General features: G+C 73.9%; 17 protein-coding genes. 8 read left to right on the forward strand and 9 right to left on the reverse strand.

The window, feature by feature from the left end; genetic code table 11:
- Positions 1-322: 322 nt before the first annotated feature.
- The 5 genes from ABD224_RS09395 (at position 323) to ABD224_RS09415 (ending at position 5,213) form a co-directional block, all read left to right on the forward strand.
- On the forward strand, positions 323-1,327 hold the full coding sequence (locus ABD224_RS09395; RefSeq protein ID WP_344048927.1) for an ABC transporter ATP-binding protein: 1,005 nt from the start codon (positions 323-325) through the stop codon (positions 1,325-1,327).
- A complete protein-coding gene (locus ABD224_RS09400) occupies positions 1,324-2,256 on the forward strand; it encodes an ABC transporter permease (RefSeq protein ID WP_344048928.1) in 933 nt (310 codons plus the stop codon). Before ABD224_RS09395 ends, ABD224_RS09400 begins: the two co-directional genes overlap by 4 nt.
- A 52-nt stretch (positions 2,257-2,308) precedes the next feature.
- The gene (locus ABD224_RS09405) at positions 2,309-3,013 is read left to right on the forward strand and encodes a response regulator transcription factor (protein ID WP_344048929.1); all 705 of its coding nucleotides are present in this window, start codon (positions 2,309-2,311) and stop codon (positions 3,011-3,013) included.
- On the forward strand, positions 3,010-4,596 hold the full coding sequence (locus tag ABD224_RS09410; RefSeq protein ID WP_344048930.1) for a sensor histidine kinase: 1,587 nt from the start codon (positions 3,010-3,012) through the stop codon (positions 4,594-4,596). Before ABD224_RS09405 ends, ABD224_RS09410 begins: the two co-directional genes overlap by 4 nt.
- Positions 4,597-4,691: 95 nt before the next feature.
- Entirely contained in the window at positions 4,692-5,213 is a 522-nt protein-coding gene (locus tag ABD224_RS09415; protein WP_344048931.1) for a TspO/MBR family protein, read from the forward strand.
- Positions 5,214-5,264: 51 nt separating this feature from the next.
- On the opposite strand, the gene ABD224_RS09420 is transcribed toward ABD224_RS09415, so the two are convergent.
- Positions 5,265-5,498, reverse strand: a complete 234-nt coding sequence (locus ABD224_RS09420) for a hypothetical protein (protein WP_344048932.1) — start codon at positions 5,496-5,498, stop codon at positions 5,265-5,267.
- Positions 5,499-5,608: 110 nt separating this feature from the next.
- Here ABD224_RS09420 and ABD224_RS09425 point away from each other — a divergent pair, with 110 nt between their 5' ends.
- Positions 5,609-6,100: a phosphatase domain-containing protein gene (locus ABD224_RS09425; RefSeq protein ID WP_344048933.1), complete on the forward strand. Its 492-nt coding sequence runs from the start codon at positions 5,609-5,611 to the stop codon at positions 6,098-6,100.
- A 12-nt stretch (positions 6,101-6,112) separates the two neighbouring features.
- Here ABD224_RS09425 and ABD224_RS09430 read toward each other — a convergent pair whose 3' ends face one another.
- The 7 genes from ABD224_RS09430 to ABD224_RS09460 form a co-directional block, all read right to left on the reverse strand.
- Positions 6,113-6,328, reverse strand: a complete 216-nt coding sequence (locus ABD224_RS09430; protein ID WP_344048934.1) for a dodecin — start codon at positions 6,326-6,328, stop codon at positions 6,113-6,115.
- 339 nt (positions 6,329-6,667) lie between these two features.
- Complete coding sequence (gene egtD / locus ABD224_RS09435; RefSeq protein ID WP_344048935.1) at positions 6,668-7,630, reverse strand: L-histidine N(alpha)-methyltransferase; 963 nt, start codon at positions 7,628-7,630, stop codon at positions 6,668-6,670.
- A complete protein-coding gene (egtC, locus tag ABD224_RS09440) occupies positions 7,627-8,418 on the reverse strand; it encodes an ergothioneine biosynthesis protein EgtC (RefSeq protein WP_344048936.1) in 792 nt (263 codons plus the stop codon). Before egtC ends, egtD begins: the two co-directional genes overlap by 4 nt.
- A complete protein-coding gene (egtB, locus tag ABD224_RS09445; protein ID WP_344048937.1) occupies positions 8,418-9,734 on the reverse strand; it encodes an ergothioneine biosynthesis protein EgtB in 1,317 nt (438 codons plus the stop codon). The genes egtC and egtB overlap by 1 nt, the downstream gene beginning before the upstream one ends.
- Complete coding sequence (gene egtA / locus ABD224_RS09450) at positions 9,731-11,032, reverse strand: ergothioneine biosynthesis glutamate--cysteine ligase EgtA (protein ID WP_344048938.1); 1,302 nt, start codon at positions 11,030-11,032, stop codon at positions 9,731-9,733. The genes egtB and egtA overlap by 4 nt, the downstream gene beginning before the upstream one ends.
- Before the next feature lie 218 nt (positions 11,033-11,250).
- Positions 11,251-11,697, reverse strand: a complete 447-nt coding sequence (locus ABD224_RS09455) for a type II toxin-antitoxin system PemK/MazF family toxin (protein ID WP_344048939.1) — start codon at positions 11,695-11,697, stop codon at positions 11,251-11,253.
- Positions 11,698-11,785: 88 nt separating this feature from the next.
- Positions 11,786-12,202, reverse strand: coding sequence for a cupin domain-containing protein (locus ABD224_RS09460; protein WP_344048940.1), 417 nt, complete (start codon positions 12,200-12,202; stop codon positions 11,786-11,788).
- Positions 12,203-12,317: 115 nt separating this feature from the next.
- Between ABD224_RS09460 and ABD224_RS09465 the strand changes: the two genes are divergently transcribed.
- Both ABD224_RS09465 and ABD224_RS09470 read left to right on the forward strand, forming a co-directional pair.
- Entirely contained in the window at positions 12,318-12,998 is a 681-nt protein-coding gene (locus tag ABD224_RS09465; protein WP_344048941.1) for a helix-turn-helix transcriptional regulator, read from the forward strand.
- A gap of 58 nt (positions 12,999-13,056) precedes the next feature.
- On the forward strand, positions 13,057-13,485 hold the full coding sequence (locus ABD224_RS09470; RefSeq protein ID WP_344048942.1) for a hypothetical protein: 429 nt from the start codon (positions 13,057-13,059) through the stop codon (positions 13,483-13,485).
- A gap of 100 nt (positions 13,486-13,585) precedes the next feature.
- Here the strand turns inward: ABD224_RS09470 and ABD224_RS09475 are convergent, their stop codons facing one another.
- Entirely contained in the window at positions 13,586-15,010 is a 1,425-nt protein-coding gene (locus ABD224_RS09475) for an amidase (protein ID WP_344048943.1), read from the reverse strand.
- Between the last annotated feature and the right edge of the window lie 20 nt (positions 15,011-15,030).

Consider the following 15,030-nt stretch of genomic DNA (forward strand, 5'->3'; position numbering starts at 1 on the left):
CCGGCACGCCACAGGGCGAAACCGGCGTCGTTCAAGGCTGTTCGCGGAGGTCCCGTGCGGCGGGACGCCGTCCGGCCTCGTCCGTGACGCCGTGTCGGTCGGCTCCCCGTTCGCGGCTGACGACCGGCGGCTGTTTTCTGTGAGTTTCTGTGAGTCCCCGGCCGATGGGTGCCGTGACCTGCCGGTTTTCTGCCCGGGAGGGTGCCCGGTTCACAGGAAGCACTCAGCTTTGTGCAGATCCGCCTCAGACGAGCGGATCACTGTGGAGTGGCGCGCGTGAGGACGGTGCGCACCACCCACACCATCGGTTCTGGAGTCATTGATGATCGAAGTCCGCGGGCTGACCAAACGCTACGGCGAGGTGTCGGCCGTCGACGACCTGACGTTCACCGTCCGCCCGGGAGAAGTGACCGGGTTTCTCGGGCCCAACGGTGCGGGAAAGTCGACGACCCTGCGGATGATCCTGGGCCTGGACGCCCCCACGTCGGGAACCGCCACCGTCGGCGGGCTCCCGTACGCCGCGCACCCGGCGCCGTTGAGAGCCGTCGGCGCGCTGCTGGACGCGGGTGCGTTCCTGCCCAGCCGCACCGCACGGGACCATCTGCTGGCGCTCGCGGCGAGCAACGGGATTCCGCGCCGCCGGGTGGCGGAGGTGCTGGCGGAGGTGGGGCTCGAGAGCGTGGCCCGCCGCAGGACGGGGACGTTCTCGCTCGGTATGCGGCAGCGGCTCGGCATCGCCGCCGCCCTGCTGGGCGATCCGCCGGTGCTCATCCTCGACGAGCCGCTCAATGGACTCGATCCGGAGGGCATCGTCTGGATGCGGGGGCTGATGCGGCGGATGGCCGCCCAGGGGCGTACCGTGCTGATGTCCAGCCATCTGATGAGCGAACTGGAGCTCACCGCCGATCACCTCGTCGTCATCGGACGCGGACGGCTGATCGCGGACACCTCCATGACGGCGTTCATCGACGCGCACTCCAGCCGCGAGGTGCTGGTGCGCAGCCCACAGGCACAGACGCTGTGCCGGATGCTGGAGCCGGCGGCCGAGGTGCGCGAGGACGGTACGGACGGCCTGGTGGTGACCGGGCTGGACGCCGCCAGGATCGGTGCGCTGGCTGCCGCCGGGGGAGTGGAACTGCACGAACTGACGCCCCGGCAGGCGTCGTTGGAGCAGGCCTTCATGAATCTGACCCGCGACTCCGTCCAGTACCGCACGGAGAGCACGGAGCATGGGCGGAGCACGGAGCACACCGGGCGTACCGAGCACATCGAGCACATCGAGCGCGCCGACCGCACTGACCGTGCGCAGAAGGAGATGAGCCGATGAGCCGGAGCGTCATACGACCGCGCACCGCGGCGCGGAGCAAGGCACCGCACCGTCAACGGCAGGACCAGCCGCAGAACCGGCAGCAGGAGCAGCCGGAGAATCGGCAGCAGGCACGGAAGGACGGAGCGCGCCCGGGAGCGGCGGCGGGGCGGACGACCCTCCCGCACTGCTTCCACGCCGAGTGGATCAAGATTCGCACCATGCGGTCCACCCTCCACCTCGTCCTCGGCACCCTGGTGTTCTGCACCGGTCTCGCCCTGCTGAGCGGCACGTCCGCCGGGAGCGAGTACGCGACCCTGCCCGCGGCCGACCGGGCCGCCTTCGACCCGCTGGCCACCGGTCTGCGCGGCTATCTGCTCGCGCAGGTCGCGCTCGGCCTGCTGGGCGGTCTGACGATCACCTCCGAGTACGGTGCCCGCACGATCGTCGGCACGCTGACCGCCGTGCCGCACCGGGTCCGGGTGCTGGCGGCGAAGGCCGTCGCCCTCGTCCTGGTCGCGCTGCCCACCGGGCTGCTGGTGTCCCTCACCGGATTCGTTGCCGGACAGGCGATGCTGGCCCGTGAGGGCGCCCCGTACCTGGCCCTTTCCGACCCTCAGGCGCTGCGTGGCATCGTGGGCTGCGGACTCTATCTGACGCTCGCCGCACTGTTCGGGCTGGCGCTCGGCACCATGATCCGCAGTACGACGGCGACGGTGACGACGCTGTTCGGCGTCCTGCTGATCGTGCAGGCGTTCGCGCCGGCGCTGCCCGGCGGGGTCGGCGACTGGATGGTGAAGTACTGGCCGCCCCTGGCCGGCGGGCAGATCATCACCGGTTACCGTGATCCCGCGCTGCTGGGCCCGTGGGCCGGACTCGCCGTCATGGCGGGCTGTGTCGCGGTTCTGCTGACCGCGGCGTTCGTCGTCTTCCACAAGCGTGACGCATAGCGGGCGGGAGGCAGGAAGTGGATGCTCGGGCGGGGGCGGAAGCGAGGACCGCATGACGGCACCGGAACGGCTGCTGGTGGTGGAGGACGACCCGACGCTGCGCGAACTGCTGTCCGCCAGCCTGCGTCTCGCGGGCTTCGCCGTGGTCCCGGTCGCGACCGGCGCGCAGGCGCTGGAAGCGGTGCGGGAACAGCGCCCCGACCTGATCGTCCTCGACGTGATGCTGCCCGACGTCGACGGCTTCGAGGTCGTCCGCCGGCTGCGCGGCGGGCATCCGGTCGCGGCGGGGCATCCACCGGTGCTGTTCCTCACCGCCCGTGACGCGCCCGAGGACCGCGTCGGCGGGCTCAGGGCGGGCGGCGACGACTACGTCACCAAGCCGTTCAACCTGGAGGAGCTGATCCTGCGCATCCGGGCCATTCTGCGCCGCACCAGCGGTCGGCAGGCGGACGGCCGGCTGGTCGTCGGTGACCTGGAACTGGACCCCGACAGCCATCAGGTCACCAGGGGCGGACGCCCGGTGCATCTCTCCCCGACCGAGTTCAGCCTGCTGCGGGTGCTGATGGAGAACGCCGGCCAGGTGCTGTCGAAGGCCCGGCTTCTGGACATGGTCTGGCAGTACGACTTCGGCGGCGACGACAGCATCGTCACCTCGTACATCAGCTATCTGCGGCGCAAGGTGGAGGACGAGGACGGGCCGAAGCTGATCCACACGGTGCGCGGCACCGGCTATGTGCTGCGCAGGCCCCGGCCATGAGCGACAGCACCCCGCGTGGACTGCGCGGCCGGCCGGCGGCGCGCGGCCGGCGCGCACCGGACGGCCGGTCCGCGCCGCGTGAGCGGTTCGCACGGTGGGGGCGGCTCTCGCTGCGCGTCCGGCTGCTGGTGATCTCCCTGCTGCTACTCGTGGCCGCCCTGCTCGGCAGCAACATCCTGCTCATCACCCTGCTCGAGCGGGACCTGGTGCGGCAGCTGGACAACCGGCTGCACGCCGCCGTCACGGTGGCGGCGCGTTTCGACGACCTGTCCGTCGCCCTGCGCGACCAGGTGCCGCTGGAAAGGCACGAGACCCCCGCACAGCAGGTGATCGCCGACGTCCACCTGGCCTGTCTCGGCCCGGACGGCCAGGTGCGGCGGGTCGTCCGGCGGGCCGAGCGCAGCGCCCCCGAGCTGCCTGTGCTCGACGCCGCGGCGGTCGGGGAGCGCCGCGGCCGTCCCTTCGAGGTCCCGGCGGCCGACGGCGGCGCGGCCTGGCGGGTGATCGCCCGGCCTCTCGACGGACCGGACGGAGCACGGACGGGGCAGGAGGACCGGGGCGCGGACGGCGGCAGTGTCGTCGTCGCCGGGTCGCTCGCCGAGGTGCGGGAGACGGTCGGGCAGCTCGGCGCCCGGATGCTGGTGGTCGACTTCCTGGTGCTCGCCCTGCTCGGTGCGGTCGGCTGGGGCGCGGTGCGGGCCGGGCTGCGTCCGCTGCGCCGTATCGAGGCCACCGCGGCGGCCATCGCGGACGGCGACCTCTCCCGCCGCATCTCGGAACTGGCCGCCTCCCGCACCGAGCTGGGCCGGCTGGCCACGGTGCTCAACGGCATGCTGGACCGGATCGAGGCGGGGGACGCCGCCCGGGCCGCCACCGCCGAGCGCATGCGCCGCTTCGTCGCGGACGCCAGTCATGAGCTGCGCACCCCTCTCTTCGGCATCAAGGGGTTCAGTGAGCTGTACCGGATGGGCGGCATGCCCGAGCGTGCGGATGTCGACGCCGCGATGAGCCGTATCGAGCGGGAGGCGGCACGGCTGGTCCGGCTGGTCGAGGATCTGCTGCTGCTCGCCCGCCTCGACGAGCACGACGGCGCCGCGGACTTCCCGCTCCGCCTCACCCCCATGGACCTGCGCACTCTGGCCGTCGACGCCCTGCACGACCTGCGCGCACTCGATCCGGGGCGCCCCGTGACCCTCACCGGCCCCGGCGGCGGCCCGCCCGGGGGCGCGCCGGTGCTCGGCGACGAGGAGAGACTGCGGCAGGTCACCTCCAACCTCGTCGGCAACGCGGTGGCCCACACTCCGCCCGGCACCCCGGTCCGGATCGGCGTCGGCACCCAGGACGGTCTGGCGGTCCTGGAGCTCCACGACGAGGGGCCGGGGATGTCCCAGGAACAGGCCGCCCGGGTGTTCGACCGCTTCTACCGTGCGGACGACTCCCGCGGCCGCACCCGGAGCGGAGGCGCCGGTCTCGGTCTCGCGATCGTCCACTCCCTGGTGACGGCTCACCGTGGCCGGGTGGAGGTCCGCACGGCCCCGGGCGAGGGCGCCACCTTCCGCATTCTGCTCCCCCTGCACGGCTGAACGGCCGGGCGGCCGGGCGGCCGAGCACGCGCCGACGCCCGGTTCTCCCCGCCGGTCCTGGTGAGAGCGGACGGAACCGGGGAAGACGGGGAGGCATGGAACCGATCGGCAAGCACGACGGCACCCCGGGGCGGACCAGGCGGACCGGCCCCTGGCTGCGGTACGGCGCGGCCGCGGCGGCCGTGGCCGCCACGGCCGTGGCAGGTGCCAGGGCCGTCGACTCGGACAGCCGCTGGTACAGGTCCTTGCGCAAGCCTCCCTGGCAGCCGCCGCCCCGGACATTCGGCGTCGTATGGCCACCGCTCTACGCCGCCCTCGCCTACGCCACCGGTCACGCGCTCGGGAAAACCCCGCACCGCGGCCGGCTCCTCACCGAGCTGGCGGCGAACCTGGTGCTCAACGCGGGGTGGACCCGGCTGTTCTTCGCCCGCCGCAGCCCCGGGGCAGCGCTGGCCGACGTCCTCCTGCTCGATCTCAGCAACGCCCGGCTCATCCGCCGGATCGGCCACATCGACAAAACCGCGGCAGGGACCCTCGTCCCCTACGCCGCCTGGTGCGCCTTCGCGACGGCCCTGAACGCCTCCATCGTCGACCGCAACCGCTCCCGGCGGTCGTAGGCATCCCCGGCATCCCCGCCGCGCACCCCGCGTGCGGGCTCTTCCGCGGAGTCAGCCGGACGGGACTCCCGGCTCCGGGCCCCAGTAGTCCGGGCCGCCCCCGCGCCAGTCGATGAGCGGGGAGACCACGACCTGTGCCGGCTCGATCTCCAGGCCCGCGCGGCGCAGGAACTCGGCGACATCCGTGACGCTGTGGGCCAGCCCCAGGATCTCGCCGTTCACCCGCACGCGCCGGCCGCCCGTCGGGGAGGGCGGGGACACGACCACGGGCAGTGATCCGGGCATGTACCCAGCATCGGGCGCGGGCTCCCGGCTCGCATCCGGACGGGGGACGCCCCCGAACCCCCCGGGAACCCCCGGAAAGCTCCCGGGAAAGGCCGCACTACGCTGGCGCCGTGACGGACAGCAGCAAACGGCCGCTCGCCGTGTTCGACCTGGACAACACCCTCGCCGACACCGCGCACCGGCAGCGGTTCCTCGAACGCCGGCCGCGCGACTGGGACGCCTTCTTCGCCGCGGCGCCCGCGGACCCGCCGATCGAGCAGGGCGTCGAACTGGCCCAAAGGAGTGCGGCCGAGTGCGAGATCGTCTATCTCACCGGGCGGCCCGAGCGGTGCCGCCGGGACACGCTGGACTGGCTCGCCGCGCACGGGCTGCCCGAGGGGCGGCTGTACATGCGGGGCAACGCCGACCGCAGGCCGGCCCGCCGCACCAAGCTGGAGATCCTGCGCCGGCTCGCCCGCCACCGGGAGATCCGTGTCCTCGTGGACGACGACGAGCTGGTGTGCGAGGACGCGGAGCGGGCGGGGTTCCGCGTCCTGCGCGCCCGCTGGGCGGCTCCGTCGGCCGCGCTGAGGGCCGCGCAGGAACGCGAGGGGCGGACCTGAGCGGCCCCGGTGTCAGCTCGGGTCCTCGATCCGGAAGCCGACCTTCAGGCCCACCTGGTAGTGCTCGATCCGCCCGTTCTCGATCTGGCCCCTGATCTGGGTCACCTCGAACCAGTCCAGGTTGCGCAGGGTCTGCGAGGCGCGTGCGACGGCGTTGCGGATGGCGTGGTCGACGCCCTCGTGCGAGCTGCCGACGATCTCCGTGACCCGGTAGGTGTGCTCGGTCATCGGGGTGCTCCTCCCGGCGGACTGCGGACTGGGACTGCGACTGAGGCTGTGGACCGCGGGGTTGCGGACAGCGCACGCGCGTGTGGCGTACGTCACTCCACCGTGCCGTATGCGGAGGCGGAGCGCGAGGCGTGCGGCCCGCATGACGTACGCGCCCCGGCCCGGCACGGGGCCGCCACCGAGCCCCGGCCACCCGCACGAGCCCCGCTCGCCCCGGAGCGTCTGGAACACCCGGAGCGTTCAGCGCACCCGGAGCGCGCGGAGCAGCCGAAGCGCCCGGAGAACCCGGGGACCCCGGAGACGCACGCGCACGCTCCGGGCGGCGGTCTCACCGCACCGTCACCGCACCACGCTCAACGACAGCGCGAAGCGCCCCTCGCCGTCCGTCCACCACCGCGCCGACTCCAGCCCGGCAGCGGCCAGCTCCTCGTGCACCCGCTCCCTGCGGAACTTCGCCGACACCTCGGTGCGCAGCTCCTCGCCCGCCGCGAAGTCCACGGCGAGCGCGAGCGCGGGCACCTTCACGGTCTGCGCGGTGCGCGAGCGCAGCCGCATCTCGATCCACTCGTTGCCGGCGTCCCAGAGCGCCACATGGTCGAAGGCGTCCGGCGTGAAGTCGGCGCCCAGCTCGCGGTTGAGCACGCTCAGGACGTTCCGGTTGAACGCGGCCGTCACCCCCGCCGCGTCGTCGTACGCCCTGACCAGCACCTCCTCGTCCTTGACCAGGTCCGTGCCGAGCAGCAGCGCGTCGCCGGGGGAGAGCAGGGCGCGCACCCCGGCCAGGAACGTCGCCCGTTCGGCGGGCAGCAGGTTGCCGATCGTGCCGCCGAGGAACGCCAGCAGCCGCGGCCCCGGGGTGTCGGGCAGGGTCAGGCCGGCGGTGAAGTCGGCGATCAGCGCGTGCACCCGCAGCCCCGGCCGCTCGGCGGCCAGCGCCCGCCCGGCCTGTTCCAGCGCGGTGCCGCTGACGTCGACGGGGACGTAGGTGCGCAGGCCGGTCAGCGCGTCGAGCAGGTGGCGCGTCTTCTCCGAGGAGCCCGAGCCCAGCTCGATCAGGGTGCGGGCGGGCAGCACGGCGGCGATCTCGGCGGCGCGGTCGGCGAGGATCTCGCGTTCGGCGCGCGTCGGGTAGTACTCGGGCAGCTCGGTGATCCGCTCGAACAGCTCGCTGCCGTGCGCGTCGTAGAACCACTTCGGCGGCAGCCACTTGGGACGGGAGGTCAGGCCGTGCAGGACGTCGGCGCGCAGCGCCGCGGCCACGGCCTCCTCGGGCAGGATGCGGGTGACGTGGAACGCATTCACGTACGGGGCTCCTCGCAGGGGGCGGATGCCAGGTCCTCGGTGAGGTCCTTGAGCGGGGTGAGCAGGACGTCCGTGCGGTCGGCCGTCAGCAGGGTGCGGTCGGGGACCCGGAGCCAGCGCGGATCGTCGTCGTAGGGCTCGGAGGCCACCACCGTGCGGCGGCCGGGTCCGGTGAGGTACCACAGGGTGTCGCCCCAGACGGTCGCGGTGATCGTCCCGCCGTCGGTGAGCAGCAGGTTGAGCCGCGAGCCGGGGGCCGCCGCGGCGACCTCCAGCACGGTGTCGGCGAGCGCCTGCCCCGCCCCGTCGCCGGTGCGCAGCCGGGCCAGCACCAGCGCCCAGACGAGTGCCGAGTCGGTGCGGGCCTCCAGCGCCAGCAGGTCCCGCGGCGGCAGGGTGCGGGACAGCGCGGCGAGCGAGTCCGGCCAGCCGGTGACGGCGCCGTTGTGGCTGAACAGCCAGCGGTCCGCGGCGAACGGCGCCGCCGCGGCCTCCGCGTCCGCACCCGGGAGGGTCGCGTCCCGCACCGCGGCCAGCAGCGCCGTGGTGCGCACCACCCGGGCCAGATCGGCGAAGGACGGGTCGGCCCAGATGGGACCGGCACGGCGGTAGCGGGCCGGCACCGGGTCGCCCTCGGCGTACCAGCCCACCCCGAAGCCGTCGGCGTTGACCGTCCCGTACCGCTGGTGTCGGGGGGCCCACGCCTGCCGGTACAGGCCGTGCGGCGGTTCCACGAGGTACCGGCCGAGCGGCTCCCGCGGCCCCACGTACGCCAGGTGACGGCACATCAGGAGTCCTCCGAGCGGGCCGTGCGGAACCCGGAGAAGATCTGCCGCCGGATCGGGTAGTCCCAGTTGCGGAACGTGCCCCGGCAGGCCACCGGGTCCACGGCGAACGAACCGCCGCGCAGCACCTTGTACTCCGGCCCGAAGAACACCTCCGAGTACTCCTTGTACGGGAACGCGGTGAAGCCCGGGTAGGGAAGGAAGTCGCTCGCCGTCCACTCCCACACGTCCCCGATCAACTGCCGTACGCCCAGCGGGGACGCCCCGGCCGGATAGCTGCCGGCCGGAGCCGGACGCAGATGCCGCTGACCGAGGTTGGCGTGGTGGGGCGCGGGGTCGTCGTCGCCCCACGGGTAGCGCATCGAGCGGCCGGTGGCCGGGTCGTGACGGGCCGCCTTCTCCCACTCGGCCTCGGTGGGCAGCCGGCGCCCGGCCCAGCGGGCGTAGGCGTCGGCCTCGTACCAGCACACGTGCAGCACCGGCTCCTCGGGCGGGACGGCCTCGACGACGCCGAAGCGGCGCCTGAGCCACTGTCCGCCGTCACGCCGCCAGTACAGCGGCGCGGTGATCCCATGCCGGCGGATGTGGGCCCAGCCGTCCGGTGTCCACCAGCGCGGGTCGCTGTAGCCGCCGTCCTCGATGAACGCGAGGTACGCGCCGTTCGTCACCGGGGTGGTGTCGATCCAGAACGGCGGCACCTCGCGCACATGCGCGGGCCGTTCGTTGTCCAGCGCCCACGGTTCGGTGGAGGTGCCCATGGTGAACGGGCCTCCGGGAACGAGGACTTCGGACGGGCCGGTGAACGGCGGTGCCGGCTCCGGGTCGGGAGCGGTCAGGGCCTGCGGTCCCTTGCGGAGCTGATGGGTGATCAGCATGGTCTCGTCGTGCTGCTGCTCGTGCTGCGCGATCATGCCGAAGACGAATCCGGCCTCGGTCAGCCGGGTGCCGTGGAACACGGTGGACTCCAGCACGTCCAGCACCCGGGCGCGCACCTCGGCCGTGTAGCGGCGGGCCTCGTCGGGGGGCAGCAGCGGCAGCGAGGGGCGTTCGGCGCGCGGATGCTCGAAGGCGTCGTAGAGGCTGTCGATCTCCGGGCGCAGGGCCTCCTGGCCGCCGACCCTGCGCAGCAGCCACTGCTCCTCCTGGTTGCCGATGTGGGCGAGGTCCCACACCAGCGGGGACATCAGCGGCGAGTGCTGGGCGGTGAGATCGGGATCCTCCACACAGGTGGTCAGCAGCGTGGTGCGGTCACGGGCCGCGGTGAGCGAGCGCAGCGCCCGGTCACGCGGTGTCTCGGGGGCGAGGGCGGGGTCGGTCATGTCGCTGTGTCCTTCCGGTACGCGCGACCGTCCGCGGTGCGCAGCGGTTCGAGCAGGTCGTCGGCGGGACAGCGGCCCTTGCGGACATAGCGGTCCTGGAACGCGGCGACGGCGTCCGTGACCTCGGTGCCGGCGCCGAGCCGGGGCAGGGCCTCCAGGGCGGCCGTGAAGCAGGTGACGGCGACCTCGTGCAGTTCGGGGTCGGCGAGCCCGGTGCGGGCCGCCTCGGCCCACAGCGGGTTGTGCGGCGCGGGCAGGGGACCGGCGCGTTCGGCGAGCGGCTTGACCGCCCGATAGGCGGTCTCGGCCGCCTGCGGATCGTCGAACAGCGCCGCCGTGACCGCGAGCGGCACGATCCACCCGTGGTCGCCGGGCTGCGCGTCGATCATGCGCAGTTCCAGATGGCCCCTCGGTCTGACCGGGGGGAACAGCGTGGTGAGGTGGTAGTCGAGGTCGTCCCTGGTCGGCGGCCTCGGGCGGCGCAGACGGGTCCACTGCCGGAAGGTCAGCCCCTCGGGCACCTCCCAGGGGCCGTCGTCGCGCCGTACGCACATCACCGGCGCGTCCAGGGCGTGCCGGGCCCAGGCGGTGCGCGGATCGCCGTCCAGCGGGGGAGCACCGGCGCGGGCGGGGCCGATCCGCGCCCACGTCCGCTGCCGGGTGGAGAGCCAGCCGGTGGGCCTGCGGGCCAGCAGCGGGGAGTTGGCGAACGCGGCCACCAGCACCGCGCCCAGATGGTGCGCCAGCCACCAGCGGCGCCCGTGGCCGAGCGGTCCGGGTTCCTCGTGCCCGGCGTCCACGCACACCTGGACGGACGCCGAGGCGCACATCATGTGCCGGCCGGCCGGGCCGTCACGGTCCAGGCAGGTCTCCAGGGCGTCGTAGCGCCGCTCGCGCAGAAACCTGCGGGGGGTGTGCCAGGGATCGTGGCCGAGGCCGACGAGACGGAGGCCGTCCCTTGCCAGAACGGCGCGGACGGCGTCGAGATCCGCGGAGACGGTGCCGATGCATTCCATCAGGGAGGCGGCGGGCGGCGAGCTCAGCTCCAGCTGGCCGCCGGGTTCGACGGTGAGCGCCGACCTCAGGGGCACGGTCCGCAGGGCGGCGTAGGCCGCTTCGAGGCGTTCGGGTGTCACGGGGAGCTGCGGCGCGTGCAGCTCATGGACGAGCCATTCCACTTCGACCCCGAGGCGGCGGGGTGGTCCGGTCTTGAAGCAGATGCCGTGGACCAGGGCCTCGGCCTCGGCTTCGGTGATGACTGCACGGGGGCCCGTGCAGCCGCTTGCCGAATCGGACATGTCGGGTCCTCCTGCGATGTCGGCGCACCACCGTCCCGGGGACGGTGGGCCGGGGCGGTGGCGCACCGTCCCAGCCAAAACCCTCCGGCCGATCCGCACAAGGGCGCGGTTCGTGACAATCCTGGCCCCGAATCCCGCTGTCCGCGACTTGTCCGTGACGTCAAGGGGGCGCGGCCGGGCCCCGGCGGGCGGTCCGCCGGGGCCTTCCCGGTCCCGGATCAGTCCCAGCCGTAGCGCTCTCTCAGCCGGTGTATGACGAGGTTGAAGCGCATACGGTCCAGAGCGCACGCCTCACGGCGCATGCCCTCCTCGTGGAGGCGCAGCACCCGGCCGACATCCACCCAGGAGTCCCGGCCCGAGCGGTCCCAGGGCCCGTTTCCGATCGGCACCCACTCACGGTCGCCGTGGTGCGCCTTGCTGGACAGCTGCACGGCGAGGAGCGTCCCGGCGGCCTCCCGGGCCACCACCAGGACCGGGCGGTCCTTGCCCCGGCCGTCGTTCTCCTCGAAGGGCACCCAGGTCCAGACGATCTCCCCGGGATCGGGATCGCCGTCGTAGGCGGGCGAGTACTCGGTGCGGACCCGGCCGACCCGGCGGGGGTCGACCTCGGTGGTGGCGGTGGGGCCGTAACGGCCGGGAATGTTCTCGTCGACGAAGGCACTCACGGGGGAACCCTAGAACGCCCTCCGGAGTGCACTGACTTCGGGCGTACAGTGCGCGCCCGGATGCGGCAGTGGAGTGGTGCCGCGCCGGTCAGGTGGCGTCGTCGCGGCGGCGGATCTGCATTCCGGGACGGCGGCGGTGGACGGTGAGGTAGGTCAGGCCGTCCCGGCCCGCGGTGAGGCTGCGTGTGGAGCCGTGTGGCAGCCAGACCGTCGTCCCCGGGGTCAGCTGCCGCGGCTCGTCGCCGCGGCCCGCGCCGAGGACGCCGCTGCCCGCGACGACGAACAGCAGGACGTCCAGGTCCGGTTCACGGTGCGGTGCGACGCTCCCGCCCGGTGCCAGGCGTACGACATTGGCGTCGAGCTGGCGTCCGGGCTCGTCCAGCTTCCACAGCACACCGGCCGGCAGCGGCGGAGCGTCGGCCAGGGCCCGGGCGTCGCACAGGAGCCGCGGTTCCGGATCCGTCCCGCCGGCCGGGTCGGTGCCGCGCGCGGAAGGCGATGTCATGGCGCACCCTCTTTCGTCCTCGTCCGGGCCGTTCCGGCTCACGATTATTACATGTAGGATTCGTAAAAATAGGTCACCGCAGGTGAAACGCGCAGATGAAACGAGGTGAGCGGATGTGACCGCCCCCCGGAAGAGCCCTCGCCGCCGCGAGGTGCTGGACGTGCTGCGCGCCGCCGCCCGGCCGCTGGGCGTCGCGGAGACGGCCGAACGGATCGGGGTCCACCCCAACACCGTCCGCTTCCATCTGGACGCCCTGGTGGCCGAGGGGATGGTCGTACGGCAGGCCGAGGCGCCCTCGGGCCCCGGCCGTCCCCGTACCGTCTACGCTCCCCGCCCCGGCATGGACCGCGGGGGGACGCGCAGCTACCGGCTTCTGGCCCGGATCCTGCTCGGACAGCTGGCGTCCCAGGGCCCCCGGGCGCGGGAGGCCGCGACGGAGGCGGGCCGCGCCTGGGGCGGCTTCCTGGTCGACCCGCTGCCGCCCTCGCAGCCGCCGACGGCCGAGCGCTCGGCCGCCCGGCTCCTCGCCCTGCTCGACGGCCTGGGCTTCGCCCCCGAAGCCGAGGGCGGCGGTGCCGGGAAGGCGCCGGAGCGGATCCGGCTGCGGCACTGTCCCTTCCTCGAACTGGCCGAGGAATACGGCCAGTTGGTGTGCCCGGTCCATCTGGGGCTGATGCAGGGGGCGTTGGACGGACTGCGCGCCCCGCTGACCGCGACCCGTCTGGAACCGTTCGCCGAACCCGACTCCTGCCTGGCCCATCTGGCCGCCCGCCCGGCCGGGACCTCGGTCGCGTGACCCGGCCGGCCACGGGCCGCCTGCGCCCCGACAGACCCGACAGAAAGGCGACGCATCGATGAACACCACGTCGGCCGCCGTGGCGAGCGCGGCCACCTTCGTCTGGCTCGGCATGGTGCTGGCCATCTCCTTCCTGGAGGCCCCGCTGAAGTTCCGCGCCCCCGGTGTGACCGTCCCCATCGGGCTGGGCATAGGCCGGCTGGTCTTCCGGGCGCTGAACCTGGTGGAGACAGTGCTGGCCGTCGTCCTGATCGTCGCGGTCGCCACGGGCGCGGCCACGGCGCCGGTCATCGGGCTCACCGCGGCCGTGGCCGCGGTGCTCCTCGCCCAGCTGGCCGTCGTCCGCCCCTGGCTGAACCGCAGGTCCGACCGGGTCCTGGCCGGGGAGGAGGGCCCCCGCTCCCGCAGCCACCTGGCGTATGTGGCCCTCGAGGTCGTCAAGGTCGGCGTGCTGATCACGCTGGGCGTCCTGCTCGCCGCGGTGTGACCGGGCGTCAGCAGGGAGAATCAGCAAGGAGAAAAGGACGGCCGTGGCCCGCGGCCGTCGTCGTCGGGTGCGGGCGGTGCCCGGTGCGGGGCGGTGCCGGTCAGGAGGCCGGGGAGTCCGTGAGCGCCGGCTGCTCGGGCCACTTCTCGTGCCAGCGCAGTTCCGCCTCCAGCTGCGCGGCCAGCGAGACCAGCAGCGGTTCGCTGTTCGCCGGGCCGAGCAGCTGGGCACCGACCGGAAGACCCCCGGCGACGAAGCCCGCGGGCACGTTGACTCCCGGCCAGCCCAGGACGTTCCACGGCCAGGCGTAGGGACACGCGGCGATCATCGCGCGGTCGGTGGCCCAGCCGCCGAGCTCGAGCATCGCGCCGATCCGCGGCGGGGGAGTGGCCGTCGTGGGCGCGAGAACCACGTCGTAGGAGTCGAAGAAGCGGCCGATGCGCCGGTGCAGGACCGCCTCGGCCCGCCGGGCCGCCCGCAGCGGGAAACCGGCGAGCAGCCGGCCCAGCCGGGCGGTGCCGCGGGTGCGCGGGTCGAGCAGCGCCGGGTCCGGGACCTCGCGGACCAGCTCGGCGACCCCGGCGGCGGCGCGGGGCACGAAGCCCAGCCCGATCCGCCCGTACGGCGGGTCGGCCTCCTCCACCTCGTGCCCCAGCGCGCTCAGTCTTCGGGCGAGTTCCACGACCCGGTCGCGCACCTCGGGGGCCAGGCGCGCGGGCAGGGCGGTGAACGGCGGCTTGAGCGAGAGCGCGATGCGCAGCCGGCCGGGGTCGCGGCCCACGGCGGCGGTGACGTCCACGGCGGGCGGCTGGTGGGGGTCGTCCGGGTGGTTGCCGCTCGCCGCGTCCAGCAGCAGGGCGGCGTCGCCGACCGTACGGGCCAGGGTGCCGTTGACCGTGATGCCGTTGAAGGACTCGCCGCGCGGCCAGGTCGAGATCCGGCCGCGCTGGGGTTTGATGCCGACCAGATGGGTCCAGGCGGCCGGGATCCGCACCGAGCCGGCGCCGTCCGAGCCGAGCGCGGCCGGGACCAGCCCGGCGGCGACCGCCGCCGCCGACCCGCCGGAGGAGCCGCCCGGAGTGCGGTCGGGGGCCCAGGGGTTGCGGGTGGCGCCGAAGGCCGGCCCCTCGGTGAAGGGCCACTGGCCGAGCTCGCAGGTGTTGGTCTTGCCCACGATCACCGCTCCGGCCGCACGCAGCCGCCGCACCGCCTCGCCGTCCTCGGCCACCACCGGGAAGTCCCCGCGGCAGCCGAACGCGGTCGGCTCGCCCGCCACGTCCATGTCGTCCTTCACGGCCACCGGCACCCCGAGCAGCGGCAGCCGCACCCCGGCGGCCAGCTTCCGGTCCGCGGCGTCGGCCTCGGCGAGCGCGGCGGAGGCGCGGACGACGCGGAAGGCGTTCAGGGAGGACTGCGTGGCCTCGATCCGCGCCAGGGCCTGTTCGACCAGCGCGCGGGAGGACACCTCTCCGGCAGCCAGGGCGCGGGCGGTCTCGGCCAGACCCGCGGCACGGTCGAGCGTCATGCGGACACCTCCGGAACGCG

Source organism: Streptomyces thermoalcalitolerans (assembly GCF_039525155.1).
Lineage (GTDB): Bacteria > Actinomycetota > Actinomycetes > Streptomycetales > Streptomycetaceae > Streptomyces > Streptomyces thermovulgaris.

Bases quoted from the DNA above. Each gene is read 5' to 3' on its own strand.
- ABD224_RS09395 (WP_344048927.1), top strand. From the start codon at position 323: ATGATCGAAGTCCGCGGGCTGACCAAACGCTACGGCGAGGTGTCGGCC.
- ABD224_RS09400 (WP_344048928.1), top strand. From the start codon at position 1,324: ATGAGCCGGAGCGTCATACGACCGCGCACCGCGGCGCGGAGCAAGGCA.
- ABD224_RS09405 (WP_344048929.1), top strand. From the start codon at position 2,309: ATGACGGCACCGGAACGGCTGCTGGTGGTGGAGGACGACCCGACGCTG.
- ABD224_RS09410 (WP_344048930.1), top strand. From the start codon at position 3,010: ATGAGCGACAGCACCCCGCGTGGACTGCGCGGCCGGCCGGCGGCGCGC.
- ABD224_RS09415 (WP_344048931.1), top strand. From the start codon at position 4,692: ATGGAACCGATCGGCAAGCACGACGGCACCCCGGGGCGGACCAGGCGG.
- ABD224_RS09420 (WP_344048932.1), bottom strand. From the start codon at position 5,498: ATGCCCGGATCACTGCCCGTGGTCGTGTCCCCGCCCTCCCCGACGGGC.
- ABD224_RS09430 (WP_344048934.1), bottom strand. From the start codon at position 6,328: ATGACCGAGCACACCTACCGGGTCACGGAGATCGTCGGCAGCTCGCAC.
- egtC (WP_344048936.1), bottom strand. From the start codon at position 8,418: ATGTGCCGTCACCTGGCGTACGTGGGGCCGCGGGAGCCGCTCGGCCGG.
- egtB (WP_344048937.1), bottom strand. From the start codon at position 9,734: ATGACCGACCCCGCCCTCGCCCCCGAGACACCGCGTGACCGGGCGCTG.
- egtA (WP_344048938.1), bottom strand. From the start codon at position 11,032: ATGTCCGATTCGGCAAGCGGCTGCACGGGCCCCCGTGCAGTCATCACC.
- ABD224_RS09460 (WP_344048940.1), bottom strand. From the start codon at position 12,202: ATGACATCGCCTTCCGCGCGCGGCACCGACCCGGCCGGCGGGACGGAT.
- ABD224_RS09470 (WP_344048942.1), top strand. From the start codon at position 13,057: ATGAACACCACGTCGGCCGCCGTGGCGAGCGCGGCCACCTTCGTCTGG.
- ABD224_RS09475 (WP_344048943.1), bottom strand. From the start codon at position 15,010: ATGACGCTCGACCGTGCCGCGGGTCTGGCCGAGACCGCCCGCGCCCTG.